Origin of the sequence: Nitrospira sp. ND1 (genome assembly GCF_900170025.1) — a bacterium.
Classification (GTDB): Bacteria; Nitrospirota; Nitrospiria; order Nitrospirales; family Nitrospiraceae; genus Nitrospira_A.
Map to the genome: position 1 here is coordinate 699,655 of NZ_FWEX01000006.1, position 20,949 is coordinate 720,603.

A 20,949-nucleotide genomic window follows, 5' to 3' on the forward strand; every position below is an offset into this window, starting at 1 on the left:
AACGTGCCTGCAAAACCCAGCCGGCCCGCGGCCTCACGCGCCGTCCAGGTTACGCAGCCGGCGAGCCCTGAGTTCCGCGTGACCCCGGCGCCGGGGAAGAAGCTGTTGATGACCGAGGTCGCGTTGCGCGACGGGCATCAATGCCTGCTCGCGACCAGGATGCGCACCGAGGACATGTTGCCCATCGCCCAAAAGCTGGACGCCGTGGGATTCTGGTCGTTGGAGGTCTGGGGCGGCGCGACCTTCGATACCTGCCTCCGGTTCCTCAAAGAAGATCCGTGGGAACGTCTGCGCGCCCTCCGCGCGGCGATGCCGAAGACGAAACTGCAAATGTTGTTGCGCGGCCAGAACCTGGTCGGGTATCGCCACTACGCCGACGACGTGCTGGAGAAGTTTATCGAGCGCTCGGCATTTAACGGCATCGATGTCTTCCGCATCTTCGACGCCCTCAACGACGTCCGCAATCTGGAGCGGGCCATCCGTGAAGTCAAAGCCTGCGAAAAGCATGTGGAAGCGGCCATCTCCTACACCACCAGCCCGGTCCACCGGCTGGATGGGTTCGTCACGATGGGCAAACGGTTGGAAGACCTGGGCGCGGATACCATCTGCATCAAAGACATGGCCGGGCTACTGGCGCCTGCCGATGCCTACCGTCTGGTCAAGAGCCTCAAAGCGGCGGTTCGCGTGCCCATCCACCTACACTCCCACTACACGTCGGGCATGGGAACCATGTCGGCCCTGATGGCGGTCATGGCCGGACTCGATCTCCTGGACACCTCGATTTCTCCGCTTGCCGGAGGCGCCTCGCATCCCCCCACCGAGTCCATGGTGGCTGCGTTACGGGGCACGCCCTATGACAGCGGATTGGACCTGGAAGATCTGCAGCCCATTGCAGAGCATTTCCGAAACGTGCGCCGGAAGTACCGGCAGTTTGAAAGCGACTTCACCGGTGTGGACGCTGAAATTCTGACGTCCCAGATTCCCGGCGGCATGCTCTCCAATCTCGCTGCGCAATTGGCCGAACAAAACGCCTTGGACCGAATGAAAGAAGTGATGGACGAAATCCCCCGTGTCCGCAAAGACATGGGGTATCCGCCGCTCGTCACGCCGACCAGCCAGATCGTCGGCACGCAGGCCACCCTCAACGTGCTCACGGGTGAACAGGGCGAGCGGTACAAGGTCATCACCACGGAAACCAAGAATTATTTCCTCGGTCTCTACGGTCGGGCTCCCGGTCCCCTCGATAAAGAAATCATGGCACGGGCCATCGGGGACGAAGAGCCCGTGAAGGGCCGACCGGCCGACCGGCTTGAATCGGAATTTGAAAAACTCAAGAAGGACATGCCCGAGTCCGCCACGACGCTGGAAGACCAACTGTCGTTCGCCCTCTTCCCCGCGATTGCCAGGGATTTCTTCGAAGCACGCGAACGGGGCGACCTGCGGGCAGAGCCGCTGGAACCGACGGAAACGAAGGGTCCTGCCGTGGCCCACGATCTCCACCTCGCGCCGGCTGAATTCAACATCACCGTGCACGGCGAGAATTATCATGTCGTGGTCTCGGGCTCAGGCCGCACCACCGACGGCCGCAAGCCTTACTACATTCGGGTCAACGACCGGCTGCAGGAAGTCTCACTGGAACCGCTGCAGGAAGTGCTGGCCGGTGTGCCAGAATCCCCCGGAGCCGGCAGCACGAGCAAGCCGAAACGTCCCCGGCCGACCAAACCCGGCGATGTCGCCCCGCCCATGCCGGGTCGTGTCGTGAAAGTTCTGGTGACGGACGGCGCCCAGGTGAAGACCGGTGATCCGCTCCTGATCATTGAGGCCATGAAAATGGAAAGCCAAGTCCCGGCGCCGATGGACGGGCGAGTCACGGCCATTCTGGTCGTCGAGGGAGACAGCGTCAAAATCGACGAAACCGTCATTCAACTGGAGTAGCCGTGAGGCTCCCGGCGTGGCAGGTGCGGTGTACCGCCGTCGCGTCGTCACACGTCCTAACCTTGTGTCTCGCGGCGGTCCTCATGAGTGGTTGTGCGGCGCCTCCAGAGATTCCCCGCTGGTTCGACGGCTTCCAACGATTTCCCATCCGCACCGCCTCGGTCAACGGTCACCGCATCGCCTATCTCGACGAAGGCCAGGGCCCGCCGCTCATCCTGCTCCACGGGTATGGCGGTTCGATGTGGCAGTGGGAATATCAGCAGCTTCCCCTCTCCCGACAGTTCCGCGTCATCACGCCCGACCTGATCGGGTCAGGCCTCTCGGACAAACCCCCTCTCGACTATCGGCCTGAAGAGTTGATCGAATCGATCCGCGGCCTCATGGATGCGCTCGGACTTCCGACCGCCACCTTAATCGGCAACTCCATGGGAGGCGGCGTGGCCATCGGCATGGCCCTGACCCATCCTGATCGGGTGTCCCGCCTGGTGTTGATCGACAGTTTGCCCGATCATGTTCGCGAACGACTGGTCAGTCCGCTGATGCAACGCGCCCTGAACACCAGCGTCCCCGCATGGCTGGCCCGCTTCGGAGCCCTGTTCGTGGGCAACCGCACCATGGAGGCCGTGCTGAAAGAAATCATTTACGACCATACGTTGGTGACACCGGCGGTATTGGACCGCTCCAATCGGAACCGGCAACGGGAGGATATGATTACGCCCCTCATGTCGCTCCGGGACAGCCTGCCCCTCTGGGAGCAGCACTTTGCGCCCAAGCTCAAGGAGATCCGGCATCCCACCCTGATCCTCTGGGGCGAACAGGATCGCCTTTTCCCCCCGCAGGTCGGCCGCGACCTCCAGACCACGATTCCGCAGGCCCGGCTCATCATGATCCCCGAAGCCGGCCATATCCCGCAGTGGGAACAACCGCAGGTGGTAAACCGGCACATTACGGAATTCCTGCAACCTTGACAGCCCAACGAACCGGCCATACAGTGACAGAGCACACTGAGACGACAGTCCTCTTCGATGGAGATATTCTATGGCATTGCCCTGTACCCGCATGATCCCCGGCGCTTCGACGTCTCACTTTCTAGCGGCCCTGCTGTGCCTGGGCCTCAGCGGCTGCGGAACCTTGCCCAGCTCCGGCCACTCTGAATTTTCATACAAGAATATGCCGGTCGCCGACGGCAGTGCAGTCGCCGGAGAAGGCAACAACGTCCTGTTTCAGGGCAAGCCATTGATGCTCTCGGGGATGGGAATCAAAGTCGGCGACAAGCTGCGCGACGTGAAGCTCACCCAGACCGATTTATCGATGGTGCCGATCAACGACACGAAAGGGAAGGGCAAGGTCCGTATTATCAGTATCGTGCCGTCCCTCGACACCAAGGTCTGCGAACAACAGACCCACTACCTGAGCGAGAAGAACATGGGCCTCGATCGAATGGTCGAACTGATCACCATCAGCATCGATACGCCCTTTGCGCAAAAACGTTTCGCCGAGGAAGCGAAGATCGCCAATGTGACCTTCCTCTCTGATTTCCGCGCCGCCGATTTCGGCAAGGCGCACGGACTTCTGCTCAAAGACCCTCATCTGCTGAGTCGCGCCCTGCTCGTCGTGGACAAGGACAACAAGGTTCGGTATCTCCAAATCACCCCCGAACTCGCGCAGCTGCCGGACCTTGAGGAAGCATTCCGGTTCGCGCGTAAACTGGTCACGGCCAGCTGAGGACAGCGTCCACCGTGAAGCGTCGCCCCTCTCTCGCGAATGCAGAGAAGAGCGTATGGCGAATGGCTGATAGCGCGGAAGGACAGGGAATCTTCTCTATGAGTGCGAGATTTCGTTTACCGGCGAGTTGCACTTCACGCTTCCCGAAGCACGGATACTAATCAAGACACCATGGCTCACTACGATCTGCTGGTCATCGGAACCGGCCCGGCAGGGCAGAAAGCTGCCATCCAGGCTGCCAAGCTGGGGAAAAAAGTCGGCATCGTCGAACGCAAACGGGTCGTCGGCGGCGTCTGCACCAACACCGGCACCATCCCCAGCAAATCTCTCCGCGAGGCCGCACTCTATCTGTCGGGTTTCCATCAGCGCAGCCTGTATGGCGCCAGTTATCGCGTCAAACAGGACATCACGATGGAAGATCTCACCTTCCGCGCCAACCACGTCATCAACCGGGAAATCGAGATCATCCAGAACCAGATGACGCGCAACAATGTCGACCTCTGGTTCGGCACCGCCAGTTTCATCGATCCGCACCGCCTGCGCATCGAACGCGCCGACGACCTCGTGGAGCACACGGCCGACTTCGTGGTCGTCGCCTGCGGGACGGTTCCGGCCCGGCCCTCACATATTCCCTTCGACGATCACAGCATCATCGACACCGACGGCTTGCTGACCCTGAAAACACTCCCCAAGTCGATTACTATCATCGGCGGCGGGGTGATCGGCGCGGAATATGCCTCGATCCTGGCGACCATGGGCATTCACGTCACCCTCATCGAACGCCGTCCGCGCCTGCTGGAGTTTGTCGATCAGGAAACGATCGAGGCCCTCCAGTACCACATGCGCAGCATCGGCGTGACCCTCCGGTTCAACGAAGAAGTCGTGTCCGTCGAGCGGCAGCCGCAGGAGCAGGTCATCGTCCGCCTGAAAAGCGGCAAAGAAATCGCCGCCACCACGGTGCTCTATTCGGTCGGCCGCACCGGCGCCAGCGCCACCCTCAACCTGGAGGCGATCGGACTCACAGCGGACGACCGTGGACGACTGAAGGTCAACGAGCACTATCAGACGACGGTGCCGCACATCTATGCCGCGGGCGACATCATCGGCTTTCCCGCGCTCGCCTCGACATCCATGCAGCAAGGACGCCATGCCGCCTGCCATGCCTTCGGCATTCCCTGCCAGACCCAGTCCGAGCTGATGCCATACGGCATTTATTCGATCCCGGAAATTTCCATGGTCGGCCGCAACGAGGATGACTTGACCAAAAACGGCGTCCCCTATGCCGTCGGCATCGCCCACTACAGAGAGATCGCCCGTGGACAGATCATCGGCGACGAACTCGGTATGCTGAAACTGCTCTTTCACAACAAAACCCGACAACTGCTCGGCGTGCATGCGATCGGCGACGGCGCCACGGAACTCATCCACATCGGCCAGACCGTCATGGCCTATCAGGGCCAAATCGATTATTTCATCGAGGCGGTGTTCAACTACCCGACACTCGCGGAGTGTTACCGCGTCGCGGCCCTCGACGGCATCAATCAGCTACCCAGACCCTGGCCACCGAGAGTCTGACGCGTCGTTCGTGAAACGTGAAGCAGACAATGAATGAACCGGCAGGAGTCTGTATCGGGAATAGCCCGCGAGATACGCTTCACGATCGACGAGGTACGCGTGACGGCGACAAAGGAGGAACCGGATGTCGTTTTCGAATCATCTTCGTAAATTGGCCCAGCCCGTCTGGGATGCCCAGCTGACACACCCGTTCGTCGTGGCCCTTGGAAAGGGCACGCTGGCGGAGCGGAAGTTCCGCTACTATATCCTGCAGGATGCCCGCTTTCTCGCGGATCTGGCCCGCGTATTTGCCGCCGGATCTTTGCGGGCACCCGACTCGGAGTCGGCCCTGCGCTTCGCCAAGCTGGCGGAAGAAACCATCACCGTGGAACGCAGCCTCCACGAGAACTACGGCAAGCGCTGGAAACTCTCCCCCCACGATATGCTGAACGAACCGATGGCTCCCACCAACTATGCCTATACCCGCCACATGCTCGCCGTCGCTCAAGGTGGGACGGCCACCGAGATCGCTGTCGTGGCGCTGCCCTGCGCCTGGATCTACTGCGTGGTCGGCAAACATTTCCTCAAGAACGGACCGCCGCCTGCCAAACATCCCTACCGGGACTGGCTGATGCTCTATGCCTCACCGGAATTCGAGGCCGTCCAGGAATGGATGCGGGCCCGGGTGGATACCTGGGCGCGCACGGCGGGCCACGAGGAAAAGAAACGCATGGAGCAGGCGTTTCTGATCAGCTCGAAGTACGAGTGGATGTTTTGGGAGATGGCCTGGAACGAGGAGAAGTGGCCGGTGTGAGGGGGCGAGGGAGGAGCCTAGCTCTTGCGCTCATTAGCGTACCACCGGCGGGCGCTCCCAGAGTCGACCTTGGCGTCTGAACTTGCTGCGTCTCGCAGCTTCGAACAGCAGACGCCACCTGCGATGCAGGCCGGCTAGCCTCCGGCAGCGCAAAGACTTCGCCGATGCAGTGAACACGCTCAGAACCTGCCCATCTCCCTCGCCAGTCACATGTCCACGTAGGAGAAGATGGCGGGAATATGACGGGTAGCGATGGCAGATCTCTTCGCGCCTGAGACCAAAGCTTCGGCCGCGGTGAATACTGCGCGGGCTTTGGTGCCTCAACTTGTTCGTTCCGCACTTCAGAAACGCGACACTAGCCGTTCTGGACAAATTACCTTGAGCCCACAAACTAGAAGCAACACCGATCCTTTGCTCGATAGTTTTGCGATACGCACATTTCGAGATATGGCCGACGGTGATTACATCATGGCCAGATCCGCGTATAAAAACAGACTTGTGCCTCAATTCTTGACGGCCAGCCATCAAGCCATCGAGAAATACATCAAATGCATTCTCCTCATAAATAGAATTAAATCTCGGAACATAGGTCACAGCCTGGCCCGCGGCCTACAAAAAATGAGCGAGATTAAATCGTTTGAGGTGAACCTGTCCAAACGCTCCCGAGACTTTATCGGATATTTGGATCGACACGAAAAAATCCGGTACTTTGAATATTCATACTATGTTTTCGGTCCAGCCCTAATTGACCTAGACCGAACAGTCTGGGAAGTACGACAATACTGCCATAGGTTAGATTATAGTCTTCGAACTTTAGACGGGAGAGAAATTCCGATGCTCCAGAAAGAACTTGCACGTATAGCGCAGTTCCAACGAAACCCTCATAAATATCGTTTGCAGGGTGGCTCATTGGAAAAGATTATTGACGATTCGGCGAACCCCGCCCGAAAGACTCTGATTTGGAAGAATGCTTTCTTCGGTGATCGGACAAAAAGAAACCTCAAGTTGTTATGCCTCTCTTACTCAGGAAATTCTCCCCTCTATCTTCATCCTGAGATTCTGCCGGAGATTAGCGAGTACGTTTTCATTCCGCCGGAGGTCAAGAAAAGTTACGAAGAGTACCTAATCCTGTCAAAGAAAAAAGAGCCGTCGGAAGGCAGAGAACTACCAGGAGTAAAAAGATAGCACCTCCCAGATACTACTTTTGAGAATCATTTCGCCGACAGGCTGAGCACTACTCGTTCATACTACATTTCCTTCGACGAGGAATCTTCCGCCACAACGCCCCAGCTTTTTCTCGCCCGAGCGGTGCCGGTAGAAGTGGTCATCCGCTCGTGGGCTGTCACGCAGCTCTAATGATCGCCTGACGCCAGCGGCTTCACCGCGCTTCTCTTGCCCTGCTCAACTTGCTTTGCGATATTCCTGCTGCTGTTCGTGCGTCTGCGCGTCCCAATCTGATGGCGGAATTGAGTCCACCGGCGTGGATTCGTCCTCTTCTTCTGCAACCGTCGCGTAGACTGCAATCACGAGGATGAGGATTGTGAGGCCGATGAGGAAGTAGATGGGCATGGTGACCTCCTGTGTTGCTGGTGGTCCTACTGTCATGCTAGCCCTGCTGTCGGCCGTGGACTACGAGGGAAATCCCCAGGTCGTGCGTGGAATATCCCCGTAGTAGGAACATGGACCGCCGGCCACCGCAGCTAATCTCCAGCGCCCCCGTGCTAGACTTCCTTCAGCATGCAATCGTTCCCCGCCAGGCTTCACGTGCTGCTCGCCAGGGAAGCGCCGGTTGGAGTGGTCATCCGCCGGGGGCCGTCGCGGCAGGTGTGTACCCTGCTGTGGGATCGCCGGACTGATCGTTTCACGCTTGGGCAATGGTTCAAGGGCCGGATCTATGAGCGGCGGTGCGATCTCTCACCGGATGGTACCCACTTCATCTACTTTGCAATGGACGGCAAGTGGAGTGGCTTGTCGAAGGGATCCTGGTCGGCTATTTCACGGGCACCGTACCTGAAAGCCTCAGCCTTCTTTCCTAAAGGCGATTGTTGGAACGGCGGCGGGCTCTTCATTGATAATGATCGATATTGGCTGAACGGCGACGGTTGCCATCTGCCAGGGCGCGACTCGACAAGACTGCATCGTGATCAGGTCTATCGCCATCCAGGTGGCCGGGGCGGGGAATGTCTAGGCGTATACTACCCCCGCCTGCTGCGGGATGGCTGGATGCTGATCAATCACCTCTCGGCCGGCAGCACGGATCAATGCGACATCTTTGAGAAACCGCTCGTGAACGGATGGATCTTGCGGAAATATGCCCATGCGCAAATCGGCAGTTCTCCAGGCAAAGGCTGCTACTGGGATGAGCATGAGTTGATTCAAGCCCAATCCAACTTCTGTCTAAAACAGCCGGGATGGGAGTGGGCAGATCTGGATGGTACCAGATTGGTCTGGGCAGAGTCCGGGTGCCTCTGGACCGCCTCGCTCACCGACTCCGGCCTGGCCGAACCCCGCCTGCTGCACGACTTCAACCACATGACCTTCGAACGCCGCACGGCCCCCTACTGATCCCGCGTCCCCTTCCGCAACCATCCGTTCTCCACCTTCCTGTGCAGCGCTGAATGCCGGCGCTCACTTGCCCCCTCAGCTTCACCCTCCATTGTGATAGGCTGATCTCGGCACCTTGCACTTCACGATATTGGCCGTCCGCATGACCGGCAACGCTTCGTCGCCCACCGTCCTGACCCCGCGCGAGATTACGCTGCACCTGCTTGGGCTCGTTCTCTTCCTCGGCCTGCTGGGTCTGTGGTATTGGCTTTCCACCGGCGCACGAGCGGTGCCGACATGGATCGAGATGCTCCAGGACGACGATCCATCCACACGCATCGTCGCGGCGGAACAGCTTGGACAGGTCGGGCCCGCCGCGCAGGCGGCAATTCCTCGATTGCTGGCCCAAGCCACGCGGGATGGCAGTCAGCACGCGAACACCACCGCTGCCGCGGCGCTGAAATCGATCGATCTGACGGCGGCCCGGCAGGTCATGACCCACTTTATTCCGCGCCTGCTGGACCAGGATGCACAACAGCGCCGCACCGCCTGCGCAGTACTCGGGAGCCTGGGCCCGGTGGCCAAGCCGGCAGTGCCGGCCCTTCTGGCGGTGGGGCACGATCCCGATGAACTCGTGCGGCGCAATGCGCTGATGGCCCTGGCGAGCATCGGCATTCCATCCCCACCGATCGTGGCTGCCTTGCTGGAGGGACTGCGCGATTCCTCCTCACTGGTTCGCCAGACAGCCGTCACCCAATTTGCCTTTACGGTTCCCCTGACACAGCCCGTGATCGCTGCGCTGACACCGCTGCTGTCCGATTCGGACAGATCGATGGCCACGCTGGCCCGCAGTGCGCTGGATAAGGCAAAGCCGGACGATGCAGCACAGCTCGAATCATTGGGCATGATGGTCCAACATTCAGCCGCGCGCGACTATGCCTTGCATCAGTTGGCCCAGCTGGGTCCGGCGGCAGGCGATGCCCTATTCCCGATCCTGCCGCTGCTCCAGGATGACCGGCCGCTCGTTCGGTACCTCGCGGCAGAAGCAATCGGCCCGATGGGAGTTTCCGCCAAGCAAGCGCTCCAGCCTCTTCAACAGCGGCAGCAGGACCTCGATCCGGTGGTACGGGAAGCCGTCGCCGAGGCCATCGCCGGGATTGAGGCCGCAATGGCACCGGCGGCATCCTCCGAAAAGGCGACTCGTCCATGATCGCGACGACACACGAAACCTCCTCGAGACTTCGCCTCCTGACTCGCCTGGGTTTCTGGGGAAGTGTGATCGGCGGGCTGCTGTTCCCCTGGGCCATCATGCTGGCGGTGGAGGTCGTAGTGCACCAGGTCCCCGTTGCACGGGCCTGGCGATCGTTTACCCTGCACCTCTTCGCTCCCGGCTATAATTTCTTCCTTATCGGCCTGTTGACGGCCGTTCCCTTCGTGATCCTCGCGGTGCTGATGCTGCTGCACCTGGGAGCCGCTCCTGCTCAGGAGCCGCTGATTGCGCGTCGACGGACATTGGGGCTCGCCGGCGCAGGACTCGGCATGCTGGTCCTTGCGGGTTGGACCCATCTTGAGGTGTTGATCCATCCGGATGCGCAGGGGGCGCTTGCCTATCTCTATCTGCCGGTCATCCTGCTGGCCAGTATGCCGATCGGGTACGGGTTGGGACGCGTCATCGCCAGAATGCTCCTGCCGAGGCCTTCCTCTTGAATGACACGGGCTGGACAGTCTCGACGACGTGAGTATAATGTGGGCCATGCGTGATTATGCCGTGAGTGCCTCCCGATGATCCGTCTCCTCTGGTCCCTCGTTCTGCTCATCCTCTGGCACTCCGCCGTCTTGGCTGCGTCGAAGTATGAAGACAGCGTGAAGGAATTGGCCGAAGGGGTGGCGGCAGAAGCCATTAAAATGAAAAAGTCCCGGCTTGCGCTGTTGGATTTCGTGGACAGCACGGGCGAGGTGACGCCCATCGGTCAATTCCTCGCCGAAGAACTGGCGACCCATCTGCTGGTGGCCGGAGAGCTGAAAGTCGTCGATCGCAAGCTCCTGGTCGCCACCATGGAGAAACACCAGCTCACCCATCTCGACACGTCGCAGGCCAAAGCCGCCAAGAAGGTCGCGAAGGCATTACGCGCCGATCTCTACGTCACCGGCGCCTATCTTGAAATTCCCGAAGGCGTGCAAGTCACCGCCAAATTGATCGGCCCCTACACCGTGTTTCCGGTGGGCGCCGCCCGGGCGATCATACCCAAAGCCGGCCCGCTCGCCGCGCTGCTCAAGCAGGCGAATGCCCCTAAACCGCCCGCACCGGCGACCCCACCGGAACCGACCACCCCGGTCTTGAACGCCCATGAGAATGAGTTGTACAAAGTCAGTGTGATGACCATCTCCAGGCAGGATGACCAGATCGAGATCGACCTGCTGTTCGTCAATCGCAGTACCCATCCGGTCAAGATCGGGTGCCAACTTCTGGACACGTACCTGGTGGATGAGCAGGGCGAACAGTGGCGGCAGGATGTCGCCCAGAATCGCGAAGGCCTCTGTACGCGCGGCATGGAACTGAACCCCAGACGGCAGCAGCATGCGAGCCTCTCCTTCATCGCGACGAACAAACCGCCCACGGGACCCGTGACGCTGCATTACCACGAGACCTCGCCGAGGCCCGACCGTGTCGTCACCCTGGATGGACTGAAACTCGAAGCCGCGCCGGCCGCCGAGGCAGAAGCGCCGGCCCCGCAGGCAGCAGACACCCCCACACCATAAGTGATTATCTCCGGAATATAGGCACAGGAAACCTTCATGATTAAACAAGTCTTGACGATAGCGGGTTCGGACTCGGGCGGCGGAGCAGGGATTCAGGCGGACCTGAAGGCCATGTCGGCCAACGGGGTGTATGCGATGTCGGTCATCACCGCCATCACGGCCCAGAACACGGAAGAGGTGGCCGACGTGTTTGAGTTGCCCACCTCGATCATTGCCGCCCAACTCGACGCGATCTTCGACGATTTCGACGTCGCGGCGGTCAAAACCGGCATGCTCTCCTCCACCGACATCGTCAAGACCGTCGTGAAACTCCTCAAACCGCAGCAGGTGAAGAACCTGGTGGTAGACCCCGTGATGATCGCCAAGGGCGGTCAGGCCCTCCTGAAGCCCGACGCCATCGACACGATCAAGAAGGAACTGTTTCCACTCGCCCTGCTGGTGACGCCGAACGTGCACGAAGCCCAACAGCTCTCAGGCATCGAAATCACCTCGCTCGCCGATGCCCGCCGGGCCGCCAAGATCATTCACCAGTTCGGCTGCGCCAACGTCCTCATCAAAGGAGGACACTTAGCCAGCGACCGCGCCACCGACCTGCTGTATGACGGCCGCTTCTTCAATATCTACAAGGGTGAGTTCATCGATACGCCGCATACCCACGGCACCGGCTGCACCTTTGCGTCAGCCATCGCGGCGCATATCGCCCGGGGGAAAACCGTCCCCGATGCCGTTCAAACCGCCAAGACCTATCTCACCGAGGCCATCCGCCACAGCCTGGCCATCGGACACGGCAAGGGTCCCACCAACCATTTCTATTTCTTGAATCAGGGTTAGCGCTATGAGTCGAGGGCCCGGATCCCCATCGTCCTTTCTGCTGACCGGATGGAGCTGGCTGCTGCTGACGTCACTGCTCGGACTCGCGACCTTTCTCGGCATCGTGCGCGGCTCCCCGCTCCCTCCCGGGCTGCGCCTATTGCACGTCCACGGGGCGCTTATCGGCGGCCTCCTCCAGATCATGACCGGCCTGGCGCTCACCGCAGTCGCCCTCGCCGGCCACGATACCAAAGGGCAGAGACACCGCCTGCTGTTCGTCAGTATGAATCTCTCGGCCCTCGGGCTAGCCGCCGGGGCCTGGTTGCGTGACTCCACCCTGACCATAGGGGCCGGGCTGTTGCTGGCCGCGCTGTTTGTTCCCATGGTACGCCACCTGATGCTGGGACTTCGGACCAGTTCCGGCTGGACTCCCTTGTCGACCTTCTACTTTGGAATCAGCCTCACCGGACTGTTCGGCACCCTGGCCCTGGGCGAGTTCCTGGCCGGCGCCTGGTTCCCCACCTGGCATGGCATCCTGCGTCTGGGCCATCTGCACGCGGGGCTTTTGCTCTTCCTCACACTGGGGGTCGTCGGAGCGATACAAACGACGATGCCCGGACTGATGAATCGCCCGCTGCGCAGCGTCGCCCTCGGACAGCTGGTCCTGCTCCTTCTGCCGGCTTGCGCCGCGGGACTGATCACAGGATTTTTATTGTCCTCCGTTCACATTCAACTGGTCGCCGGCGGTGGCTTCCTGGTGACGCTGGCGCTCGGCAGCGTCAATCTCCTCCGCACCTGGAACCAGGCCGGCCAGCCGGGATCCGCCGCCACCGACCACCTTATGATCGCCCTGTGTCTGCTGCTCATCATGACCTGTATCGGCATGGCGGTCGGGATCAATGTCCTGTGGACCCCGCCGGTGATGCCTTACGGGACGCTTCACCTGGTCGCCTATACCCACACGGCGTTCCTGGGATTTTTCCTACAAGCGACCGTCGCCGGACTGTCTTATGCGTTGCCTGCGCTGCTGGCAGCGCAACGGGTCACCAGTCACAAAAAGCGGGTCGCCTATCAGGACACCCTTGCGCAAATCGCGAACCGATGGCGGGCGCTGCAGGTGTCCACGCTCAGCTTTGGAACCTTGGGGCTTGTCCTCGTCGCCTCGCTGACCTGGAATCTCCCGCTTTCTTCGATCTGGATCCAGGCAGGAACCTGGGGAAGTCTGGGACTTCTCTTGCTCCACCTGACGATGGTGACGATGAAGATCACGCAGATGGTAGGAACGATGCCGACCGGCGACCGCGCCGCAACACATTAACCAGACTCGAATCACCGGTTATGCCAACGATTCAGCCCAGGGAAGAAACAGTCTTTTTCCACGACAGGCTCGGCCACCGTATCGCAGCCGTCCTGGCCAGGCCTGAACAAACGACGGATCAGGTCGCGGTCCTTTGTCACGGGTTTCTCTCCCATAAAAACAGTTCGAGCAACCAGGCTCTGACCGAGCTCTTAATCGGCCGGGGGATTGCCACGTTCCGGTTCGATTGCTTCGGGCATGGCGACAGCGATGGACCCTTCGCCAAATTGACGACCACCATCGGAGTCGGCCAGGCGCTCGCAGCCTTGCACTACCTCCTGACCCGGGGGTACCACCGACTCGGACTCGTGGGCTCCAGCTTCGGTGGTCTCCTGTCGATTCTCGCCGCCGCTGACTGGACAAGAATGCACACCTCGAAACCGGCATCCATTCCGCCACTGGCATGCCTCGCGCTGAAATGTCCTGTGGTCGACTTCGGAGAAGAGCTTCGACTCGAGTTGGGAGAAGACGGCATTCAAGAATGGAAACAAACCGACACGATACCCGATCTTCACGGAGGAGTCACTCGCCTTCCCCTCGACTATGCCTTCTACCAGGACTGCCTCAACCGGATTGCGTATGAACCAGCCCGAACCATCGCCGTTCCCACGTTGATCGTCCAGGGCGATCATGATGAGTACGTGCCCCTCCACCAGAGTCAGCGACTCTTCGAGGCCCTACCGGGGCCGAAACGATTGGACATTCTTCCGGGTGCCGATCACCGCTTCACGAAACCACCGGATTTCCAACGGATGTTAACGCTCCTCACCGAGTGGGTCTCCCGACATCCCAAGGCCTGACACCGGCCGGTTCACACTTCGCCCACTGAACGACGACGACTCCTGAGACTCGTTCACAATCCCGGTTGCTCATCGATGTTGCCACACCGCGTCCCGCCGGAGGCTTTCTCCTGCAGCCACTGCTCCATCTTGCACAGCAAAAAATAACGACTAGAAACCCGCAGCTCGATTGCCCGCAAAATGGCTCGTGACGGGGCTTTCTGGCGATCGCACCACTTCGACGCCTGGCACACTGGTTGCTCATCCAGCGTCTCGATTTTCCCGGAGGAACTACGATGAAGACGTCAACGAGCGTGCTTGTGATGGGTGCTGTCGGTTGTTTGTCTTCCGCCCTGCTCCAGGCAGGGGGGTCTTCATATGCGGTGGCCGCGGACAGCTCCACCACGATGAGCCTGCTGCAACAACCATCCCTTGCGGCGGCTGTCACGAAAGCCCAGGGCAGCGGAACCGCACCCATCCTGCCCAACCCGACCGCGCTGGTCCTGACGGCTCAGAAAGGCAACACTGCCGTCGGGAGGCTCACGCTCAAGAAGTCCAGCACGGATCAACACACCTACTATCTCAGCACGAATCAATCGTGGATCTGGATGAACCCGCCCTACGGCAGCACCCAGTCCATTACCTCCGAAACCGATCAATTGGTCATCACGGCGCAAACCGCCAACCTGCCGGCCGGAACACATTCGGCCGTGGTCTATGTCGTCGACTCGGGCCCCAATAACTTCACCAATATGCTGCGGATCCCGGTCACGCTCACGGTGACGGCTTCGCCGGTTGCGACACCGCCGCCCCCGCCGCCCGCAGCGCCACCGGCCGTGACCCCTCCGACGCCTAAACCCNNCTCCCCGGTTGCCACCGGGCCGATCCAGGCCAATCCCGCTTCGCTGGCACTCACCAGCGCCAGCGCAGCCGGCACCTTGAGCCTGCGCAAAACAGGAACGGACCAGCATATCTATTCGCTCAGCACCAGCCAGCCCTGGGTGTGGCTCAACCCACCGTATGGAAGCACTCAGACGATCTCCAGTGAAACAGATCAGATTGTCGTGACAGCCAAGTCCACCGGCCTTGCAGCAGGAACCTACTCAGCGGTGGTGTATATCGTCGAGTCCGGCCCGAACAACTTCTCCAACACACTGCGCATCCCGGTGACGTTTACGGTTGCCGCAGGCCAGACGGCCGCTGCAGCACCGTCGGCGCCGACTCAATCGGCGGTCACCGCACCGCCTCCTCCGCCCCCCACTCCGCCGTCGCCGCTCCCGGTGGCGACCACGCCTTCGTCGACGGCACCCAAGACTGCGAGTGCCACGGTCAGCTGGAATGCGAATACCGAGTCGGATCTGGCAGGGTATCGGATCTACGTCGGGACGCGATCGGGCAGTTATGGATTTGCGGGGCCCTTCGAAGTCACCAACCGCACCAACTTCACGATCCAGAATCTACCGGTCGGTGCGACCTATTTCTTTGCCGTATCGGCCTTCGACAAGTCTGGGAACGAAAGTGCCAAGTCTGCGGAGGTCAGCAAGAGCCTGTTCTAAGCGAACGCGAAATAGAGAAGAGCGAGAGACCGTGAGCTGGCGCGCAGCAGGCGCCCAGCTTACGGGGAAGTGATCGGAAGGACCGCCCTGGCGCAGCGAAATCCCGTATAGCTATTGCGAGTCTCCGGCGGCAACTTCGACCGACCGTAGGTCAGCAAGTACTTCGGCAAGTCCGACCAGGACCCGCCACGCACGACACGAAACGCTCCCCGTTCCGGTCCGGCTGGATTCTTCGAAGCGCTGGTTTCGTAGTAATTGGCCCCGTACCAATCGGCAACCCATTCCCCGACATTCCCCGCCATCTGATGCAGCCCATAGGGGCTGCGACCGGTATCGTACCGTTGAACTGGCGCAAGCACCTGGCTGTAGCTGAATCGGGCGCCAAGCCCGAAGTTCGCCACCTCATCAGTCGGAGTCCGATTGCCCCAGGGAAACAATCGCCCATCACTCCCCCTTGCGGCCTTCTCCCACTCGGCTTCAGTCGGGAGCCGTGCACCCCGCCAGCGACAATAGGCCTCCGCATCGAACCAACTAACGCCGATGACCGGGCGATCATGATGCCGGGCCGGATCCACCGCCTCCCATTGCCAGGGCTCAGCCCGGCTCGTCACCGAGAGAAATTCGGCATACCTCCGGGTCGTGACTTCGTACCGGTCGATCTCGAACCGGTCGACCCATACCCGGTGTTGCGGCCGCTCATCCTCCAGCGCATCCGTTCCGTCGGCCCCCATGAGAAAGTCTCCTTCAGGAATCGAGACCATGGGCGGGTCGGGAAGCGGCGCAGCTTCAACCTCTTTGTTTTTCCGCAGCCGCTCAAGCTGTGCGTACGCTGAATCGCCGGTTGCCAAACCGGTAATCGAGAGAGACAGGATGAGGAGACTCACAAGCAATCGCATGCCGGGAAGCATACACAAACAGCCCCCCAGGCGCGAGCGCTCTGCGAGAACCCTGAACGAGTCATGAGAAGAGCAGGGTGGTCAAAACGAGGTGAGAACGCCGTTGGAGCTCGTTTTCACCATGGCTGATTAAAGAAGGATTCCACCGACGACCCAATGCCGGTCATCCGGCACGTCGATGAGGAGCCGGGAGAGGTTCATCTCGGCCAATTGCGCCGCGACATCATCCTCGGTGAATGCGGCCAACAGCGAGTTGTAAAAATCGCGCTTCAAGATCGGATCTTCTTTGCCTGCATATTGATCCACTAGGGCCTGAGCCGCCTCAGGAGAGTCCGGCCGCAAAAGATCCATCACCAGAACACAAGCGCCGGGCTTAGCCAATTGCTTCAGGCGAAACCAGAACTGCAGCGGATTCGGGACATGGTGCAGGAGACTGTTCGACAACAGAGCATCGGCCTGTTCCGGCAGGTTGAGCGATTGAAACCGCTCACAACAGAGGGTGATGCGATTCGCCAGTCCCGAACGGGCGATCGCCTCCGCCGCCAAATCCAGCATGGGACGGCTGGCATCCACGGCCGTCACTCGGGCGTCCGGGAAAGAGCGGAGAAAACGAATGGGAATATCTCCCGGTCCGCATCCCAGATCGACGACATGACCGCCGGCCCAATCGGGAAAGTATTCGCGAAAACGATCGACGAAACCCTGATTCTCCTCAGCGAAATCCGCCTTCGCATAGGCACGGGCCTGCGCCGCATCGTCCATCAGCTCCGGTTCCAGCACGCGCTTCATCGATCACCCCACCCGCTTAGGTCGTCCGATTCCAGCACAACAGGATCTCCCGGCCGCACCGTCCCTTCGTGAAGAACCCGCGCATAGAGCCGGCTCCATCCGGGATGCGTCTCCTGGGCAATTCGTTCATAGTCCCCGTCCTTGAACCACTGCGCATTGTATCGACAGGGCGTCGTATAACTCGTCATCTCCAGCCGCACCTGCTCACCGATTCGAAGTCGATCACCGGGCCGGATGAGTGACCAGTCGAGCCCCGCCAGAGTGAGATTCTCCCCGGACGAACCAGGACCGATCGAATGACCTTCAGCCCGAAGGGCGTCGATCACCTCCAGGGAAAAGAGGCAGACCGCCCGATCCGGACCGCCGTGATATTTCCGGTTGCGCTGACGATCCCCGACCAATCCGTCACGCGTCACCTGCGCAGACAGTACCGCCGACTTCGGCACCCCGCCGTCAGACAGGCTCACCTGATGCACCTGTGGAATGACCGGTTGTGCCATCTCGGTATCAGGAGCAGAGCCCGCCGTCACAGGATTCCATGCCGGTGGCCTCCAGGGCGACCCATCCGTCACGTTCTCTCGATGCCCTCACGTAGACTCCATGCCCGGCATAGGCGGCTTCGACCTCCGCCCGCTGATCGACCAGCAGACCGGACAGCAGCAGGCGCGCGCCGCCCGCCGCATATCCACAGAGCGTCTTCGCAGCGTTCAACAGGGTCTGCCGATCCAAATTCGCGAGGACCAGAGTGGGCTCGAATCCGTGGTGAGATTGCTGCGTCTGAGCATATTCCACCGCCAATGTCAGCCGCGCATCGAACTTGTTGACCTGAGCGTAGTCCCGCGCGCACTCAATCGCCACCGGATCGAAATCCTCCCCGACTGCCTCCGAGGCCCCGAGCCGCAACGCCACCATCGCCAACACACCGCTCCCGGTTCCTACATCCAGCACGCGATCGGTGGGCGTCACCACCTCTTGCAGCCATTCGATCAACAGCTGGGTGGTCGCATGGTGGCCGGTGCCGAACGCCTGCTTGGGATCGATGAGCAATTCGATGTCATCGGGATTCAGCGCCACCGCTTTCCAACTTGGCCTGATGACCACCCGCCCCACCCTGATCGGCTCCACCAGACGCGACCACTGGGCGTTCCAGTCACGGTCCGCCAGGCGGTTGATGGTAATCGCGCCGGCCGGGTCAGGATGATCAAGTCGGCTCAACGCAGACCTCAGGCCCTGCCACGTATCCGGTCCGCAACGGGCCGCGGGCCAGTAGAGATGGATACAGTCCTGTTCCTGCCAGGCTCCCGTCACATCCGGCTCGTTCAGCACCCCCAGGAGTTCACCGGCATCGAGCGATGTCTGCACATCGACTTGAATCCAGTCGCCCGGACCGGGCGTGTCGGACACATCAGCGGTACAATCATCTGTCTTCGAGGTTGACGCCATCTCAGACTCCCAGTATCGTCAGCGGTACGATGAAACCTGATACAGAATTGACACCATCACGAAGGTCGCCCGCGCGGGAACACAGTCTGGTGCGAATGCTGCGCCGCGTGGCACAGCTGGAGACGAATGCCCGCCGGGCCAGCGCAAGGTTTACAACCTGGCGGCTCGCAATCTTTGCCGTCGGACTTTTCGGCTCTATCATTCCGCATAAACTGGGATGGACCCTGCTCGGCAACGCCACCCTCGCGTTCAGCTTCATGCTGTTCCTCATTGTGGCCTGGCATCATAACAGGCTCGAAGATCGCTTGCACCGGCTCCGCCGCTGGCAGGGCATCAAGCAGGTGCACCTCGCGCGCATGCGTCTGGGCTGGGCCGACATTCCGTTTCGCCCGGTACCCGTGCCTGAACGACACGGGTACGCGACCGACCTCGACCTCGCCGGGCCCCATTCACTCCTGCACCTCATCAACAACACCGTCTCGTCGCAGGGCCAGGAACGGCTCGCTTCGTGGCTGTTCGATCAACCGCCCGAACCCGCGCAGTGGGCCGTCCGGCAGGCTCTCATCAGGGAATTGACGCCGCTTTCCCTGCTCAGGGACCGATTATCATTGGAAGCGCAGGCGGTTGAAGACGCCGATATCGACGGCCGGCGGCTCCTCGCAGTGCTGCAGAAGCGGGTCGACAGTCCCAGCTTCATGCCCATGCTACTGACCGAAACCTTCCTCGCCCTTGCCACGGCTGGGCTCATGCTGACGGATCTCGTGTACGGAATCGGCAACTATTGGATGTTGTCGTTCGGTCTCTATGCATTCCTGTTTCTCTCCGTCCGCAGCCGCTCGGAAGAAATCTTCGACCATGCCCAATCACTGCACCGGCAACTGGAGCGGCTCAGCGCCGTCATAGGTTATCTGGAACGACGATCGTACCGTGCCGCCCCCCGGTTGGCGGAACTCTGTCGGCCGCTCCTGCAACAGGACACCAGCCCCTCCACCTCACTGAAACAGGCCGCCTCCGTGATGAACCGGCTCAGCGTTCGGGCCCATCCGCTGGTGCATTACCTCATCAACGCCTTCGGTCCCTGGGACCTCTACCACACCTATCGCCTCCAGCACCTACAAGATAGGATTGCCGCCGTCGCGCCGCAATGGTTCGAGCTGCTGGCCGAATTGGACGCCGCCGCCTCTCTGGCGACGTTCGCCTACCTGCACCCGGACTACCCCTGGCCCTCGCTGCAGCAGCCGGATGACGCCGCCCATCTCAACGGTGCCGGACCGATCCTCGATGCGCAGGGACTGGCGCACCCGCTCATCCCCGCGAAGGCCCGCGTGGCCAATCACATTGTGTTTCAGGAACGCGGGCGCATGTTCCTGGTGACCGGCTCCAACATGTCCGGCAAGAGCACCTTTCTCCGCACCATCGGCATCAACACCTGCCTTGCGCAGGCCGGGGGCCCGGTCTGTGCCGCCTCGTTCCGCTGGTCGCTGGTGCGCATCGGCAGCTGTATTCGGGTGGACGATTCCCTCGACGGCGGCCTCTCCTTTTTTTATGCCGAGGTGAAACGGCTCAAGAAAATTCTCGACAGCACCAGGGACATGAACAGACCACCTGTGCTCTGGTTGATCGATGAAGTCTTCAAAGGCACCAACAACCGGGAGCGGCTCATCGGAGGACGCGCCATCATTGCGGCCCTAGCAGGAGGAAACGGATTTGGCCTCGTCACCACCCATGACCTAGAACTGGCTGATTTGGAGCGCCAACTCCCTACCGTCACCAACGTGCATTTTCAGGAAACCGTGGCGGAAGGCGCACTGCACTTCGATTATCGATTGAAACCTGGTCCCTGCCCCACCACCAATGCGCTGCGGATCATGGCACTCGAAGGGCTGCCGGTGGAAAGTCCACCCTCGACGACATCACGATAGCGCATTGCATCAGTTCAATAATTTCGGCAGACTGATCCTCGATTCCGGACACGAACGGCGGCACA

At 60.6% G+C, this 20,949-nt stretch carries 20 protein-coding genes; 15 read left to right on the top strand and 5 right to left on the bottom strand.

The genetic code is table 11. The annotated features are described in order from the left end of the window. Positions 1 to 108: 108 nt before the first annotated feature. From oadA to NSND_RS08040, 6 genes are all read left to right on the top strand, one after another. Positions 109 to 1,935 carry a sodium-extruding oxaloacetate decarboxylase subunit alpha gene (gene oadA, locus NSND_RS08015; protein ID WP_080880838.1) on the top strand — a complete coding sequence of 609 codons (1,827 nt, stop codon included), beginning with the start codon at positions 109 to 111 and terminating at the stop codon, positions 1,933 to 1,935. Positions 1,936 to 2,018: 83 nt separating this feature from the next. Next, on the top strand, positions 2,019 to 2,903 hold the full coding sequence (locus NSND_RS08020) for an alpha/beta fold hydrolase (RefSeq protein ID WP_143833467.1): 885 nt from the start codon (positions 2,019 to 2,021) through the stop codon (positions 2,901 to 2,903). Between the two features lie 70 nt (positions 2,904 to 2,973). Beyond that, positions 2,974 to 3,660 carry a thiol peroxidase gene (gene tpx, locus NSND_RS08025; RefSeq protein WP_080878485.1) on the top strand — a complete coding sequence of 229 codons (687 nt, stop codon included), beginning with the start codon at positions 2,974 to 2,976 and terminating at the stop codon, positions 3,658 to 3,660. Positions 3,661 to 3,831: 171 nt separating this feature from the next. Further along, positions 3,832 to 5,235: a Si-specific NAD(P)(+) transhydrogenase gene (sthA, locus tag NSND_RS08030; RefSeq protein WP_080878486.1), complete on the top strand. Its 1,404-nt coding sequence runs from the start codon at positions 3,832 to 3,834 to the stop codon at positions 5,233 to 5,235. 124 nt (positions 5,236 to 5,359) lie between these two features. Next, positions 5,360 to 6,028, top strand: a complete 669-nt coding sequence (gene tenA / locus NSND_RS08035) for a thiaminase II (RefSeq protein ID WP_013247783.1) — start codon at positions 5,360 to 5,362, stop codon at positions 6,026 to 6,028. Between the two features lie 252 nt (positions 6,029 to 6,280). Then, the gene (locus tag NSND_RS08040) at positions 6,281 to 7,213 is read left to right on the top strand and encodes a HEPN domain-containing protein (protein ID WP_080878487.1); all 933 of its coding nucleotides are present in this window, start codon (positions 6,281 to 6,283) and stop codon (positions 7,211 to 7,213) included. Positions 7,214 to 7,429: 216 nt separating this feature from the next. On the opposite strand, the gene NSND_RS21225 is transcribed toward NSND_RS08040, so the two are convergent. Beyond that, the gene (locus NSND_RS21225) at positions 7,430 to 7,597 is read right to left on the bottom strand and encodes a hypothetical protein (RefSeq protein WP_159450694.1); all 168 of its coding nucleotides are present in this window, start codon (positions 7,595 to 7,597) and stop codon (positions 7,430 to 7,432) included. 168 nt (positions 7,598 to 7,765) lie between these two features. Here NSND_RS21225 and NSND_RS08045 point away from each other — a divergent pair, with 168 nt between their 5' ends. The 8 genes from NSND_RS08045 to NSND_RS22090 all read left to right on the top strand — a co-directional run bounded on the left by NSND_RS08045 (position 7,766) and on the right by NSND_RS22090 (position 15,834). Continuing rightward, a complete protein-coding gene (locus NSND_RS08045) occupies positions 7,766 to 8,593 on the top strand; it encodes a hypothetical protein (protein ID WP_080878489.1) in 828 nt (275 codons plus the stop codon). Positions 8,594 to 8,735: 142 nt separating this feature from the next. After that, positions 8,736 to 9,782 carry a HEAT repeat domain-containing protein gene (locus NSND_RS08050; protein ID WP_080878492.1) on the top strand — a complete coding sequence of 349 codons (1,047 nt, stop codon included), beginning with the start codon at positions 8,736 to 8,738 and terminating at the stop codon, positions 9,780 to 9,782. Next, positions 9,779 to 10,279, top strand: a complete 501-nt coding sequence (locus tag NSND_RS08055; protein WP_080878495.1) for a hypothetical protein — start codon at positions 9,779 to 9,781, stop codon at positions 10,277 to 10,279. The genes NSND_RS08050 and NSND_RS08055 overlap by 4 nt, the downstream gene beginning before the upstream one ends. Positions 10,280 to 10,354: 75 nt before the next feature. Next, positions 10,355 to 11,332, top strand: coding sequence for a FlgO family outer membrane protein (locus tag NSND_RS08060; protein WP_080878496.1), 978 nt, complete (start codon positions 10,355 to 10,357; stop codon positions 11,330 to 11,332). Between the two features lie 39 nt (positions 11,333 to 11,371). After that, entirely contained in the window at positions 11,372 to 12,163 is a 792-nt protein-coding gene (gene thiD, locus NSND_RS08065) for a bifunctional hydroxymethylpyrimidine kinase/phosphomethylpyrimidine kinase (RefSeq protein WP_369974243.1), read from the top strand. Positions 12,164 to 12,167: 4 nt separating this feature from the next. After that, the gene (locus tag NSND_RS21230) at positions 12,168 to 13,460 is read left to right on the top strand and encodes a hypothetical protein (RefSeq protein ID WP_159450695.1); all 1,293 of its coding nucleotides are present in this window, start codon (positions 12,168 to 12,170) and stop codon (positions 13,458 to 13,460) included. A gap of 20 nt (positions 13,461 to 13,480) precedes the next feature. After that, on the top strand, positions 13,481 to 14,299 hold the full coding sequence (locus NSND_RS08080; RefSeq protein WP_159450696.1) for an alpha/beta hydrolase: 819 nt from the start codon (positions 13,481 to 13,483) through the stop codon (positions 14,297 to 14,299). A 275-nt stretch (positions 14,300 to 14,574) separates the two neighbouring features. Next, on the top strand, positions 14,575 to 15,834 hold the full coding sequence (locus tag NSND_RS22090; protein WP_080878503.1) for a fibronectin type III domain-containing protein: 1,260 nt from the start codon (positions 14,575 to 14,577) through the stop codon (positions 15,832 to 15,834). A 59-nt stretch (positions 15,835 to 15,893) separates the two neighbouring features. Here NSND_RS22090 and NSND_RS08090 read toward each other — a convergent pair whose 3' ends face one another. From NSND_RS08090 to NSND_RS08105, 4 genes are all read right to left on the bottom strand, one after another. Beyond that, positions 15,894 to 16,730 carry a formylglycine-generating enzyme family protein gene (locus tag NSND_RS08090; protein WP_080880839.1) on the bottom strand — a complete coding sequence of 279 codons (837 nt, stop codon included), beginning with the start codon at positions 16,728 to 16,730 and terminating at the stop codon, positions 15,894 to 15,896. 129 nt (positions 16,731 to 16,859) lie between these two features. Further along, positions 16,860 to 17,519: a class I SAM-dependent methyltransferase gene (locus NSND_RS08095; protein WP_080878504.1), complete on the bottom strand. Its 660-nt coding sequence runs from the start codon at positions 17,517 to 17,519 to the stop codon at positions 16,860 to 16,862. Beyond that, positions 17,516 to 18,019 (bottom strand): MOSC domain-containing protein, encoded by a 504-nt coding sequence (locus NSND_RS08100; protein WP_080878506.1) that lies wholly within the window; start codon positions 18,017 to 18,019, stop codon positions 17,516 to 17,518. Before NSND_RS08100 ends, NSND_RS08095 begins: the two co-directional genes overlap by 4 nt. A gap of 7 nt (positions 18,020 to 18,026) precedes the next feature. After that, complete coding sequence (locus tag NSND_RS08105; RefSeq protein WP_080880840.1) at positions 18,027 to 18,962, bottom strand: 50S ribosomal protein L11 methyltransferase; 936 nt, start codon at positions 18,960 to 18,962, stop codon at positions 18,027 to 18,029. 29 nt (positions 18,963 to 18,991) lie between these two features. On the opposite strand from NSND_RS08105, the gene NSND_RS08110 reads away from it, so the two are divergent. Continuing rightward, complete coding sequence (locus tag NSND_RS08110; RefSeq protein ID WP_159450697.1) at positions 18,992 to 20,884, top strand: MutS family DNA mismatch repair protein; 1,893 nt, start codon at positions 18,992 to 18,994, stop codon at positions 20,882 to 20,884. The last annotated feature ends 65 nt before the right edge of the window (positions 20,885 to 20,949 follow it).